Source organism: Schnuerera sp. (assembly GCF_035459645.1).
Classification (GTDB): domain Bacteria; phylum Bacillota; class Clostridia; order Tissierellales; family Tepidimicrobiaceae; genus Schnuerera.
On the sequence record NZ_DATHXO010000348.1, the window covers coordinates 1 to 1711 of the forward strand.

A 1711-nucleotide genomic window follows, 5' to 3' on the forward strand; every position below is an offset into this window, starting at 1 on the left:
CAATGTTTGGAAGATTTACTGAGAGAGCTCAAAAAGCAATATTGTTGGCTCAAGAAGAGGCAAAAAGGTTACGTCATAATTATGTAGGTACAGAACATATATTATTAGGATTACTTGCAGAAGGGGAAGGTGTTGCTGCCACATCCCTTAAAAAAATGGGAGTAGATTTAGAAAAAACTAGAAATGAAGTTATAAACGCTATAGGGAAAGGCAGCTATAATGCTGATATAATGGGGTTTACTCCAAGGACTAAAAGAATATTTGAGTTAAGTTTTTTAGAAGCCAGAAACTTAGGGCATAATTATGTAGGTACAGAGCATATTTTATTAGGATTATTAGAGGAAAGTGAAGGGGTGGCCGTAGCTATACTCAAGAAATTGGGAGTAGATACATTAAAATTAAGAGAGGATATTTTAAGCATGCTATCAGATAATGCCTCTAAATCAGGCGTTTCACCAGAAGGTAAAAATAGCTCTACCCCTAATTTAGATAAATATGGAAGAGATTTAACTAAACTTTCAGTAGATGGGAAGATAGATCCAGTTATAGGTAGAGCAAAGGAAATTGAACGGGTAATACAAATATTAAGTAGAAGAACTAAAAATAATCCTGTATTAATTGGAGAACCTGGGGTAGGTAAAACTGCCATAGCAGAAGGGTTAGCGCAGAAAATAGTAGAAGGTAATGTTCCAGAGATAATAAAGGATAAAAGAGTAGTAACTTTAGATTTACCTGGAATGCTCGCAGGAGCTAAATATAGAGGTGAATTTGAAGAAAGATTAAAATCTGTAATGAAGGAGCTAAAAGAATCTGGAGATGTAATACTCTTTATTGATGAACTCCATACTATAATTGGTGCTGGAGCTGCAGAAGGAGCAATAGATGCATCTAATATACTTAAACCAGTTCTTGCAAGAGGTGAACTCCAGGTAATAGGTGCTACTACAATAGATGAGTATAGAAAACATATAGAGAAGGACTCTGCTTTAGAAAGAAGGTTTCAACCTATAATGGTAGAAGAGCCTACTGTTGAAGATACTATTAAAATACTTGAAGGGCTAAGAGACAGATACGAGGCCCATCATAGGGTTAAAATTTCCGATGATGCTTTAAAGGGAGCTGCAGAATTATCTAGTAGATACATTACTGATAGATTTTTACCAGATAAGGCTATTGACCTAATAGATGAAGCTGCTTCTATGATAAGGATAAATTCTTACGTTGCTCCTGATGGATTGAAGGATTTAGAAGAAAAATTGGAAGAATTATCTCAAGAAAAAGAAGAAGCTATAAATACTCAAAATTTTGAAAAAGCAGCAAAAATAAGAGATATGGAAAAAAATATTAAAGATGAATTGGAAAAAGAGAAAAATAGATGGGAGAAAGAAAAACAAACATCTAGTATGGTTGTAGGGTATGATGAAATAGCTCAGGTTGTATCTAACTGGACAGGAGTTCCTGTAAATAAAATGACTACAGAAGAAAGCGAAAGGTTACTAAATTTAGAAAAAGTTTTGCATGAAAAGGTCGTTGGACAAGATCAAGCAGTAGAAGCAGTTTCTAACGCTGTTAGAAGGGCCAGAGTAGGATTGAAAGAACCAAATAAACCAGTTGGTACCTTTATATTTGTTGGGCCTACAGGAGTAGGGAAAACATATTTGGCTAAAGCCTTAGCAGAGACTTTATTTGGAGATGAAGATTCGATGATAAG

General features: G+C 34.8%; 1 protein-coding gene. It reads left to right on the forward strand.

Annotated features, from left to right (window positions below; translation table 11 throughout):
- Window positions 1-2: 2 nt before the first annotated feature.
- A partial coding sequence (locus VK998_RS08110) for an ATP-dependent Clp protease ATP-binding subunit (RefSeq protein ID WP_325227476.1) occupies window positions 3-1711 on the forward strand: 1709 nt, incomplete at its 3' end.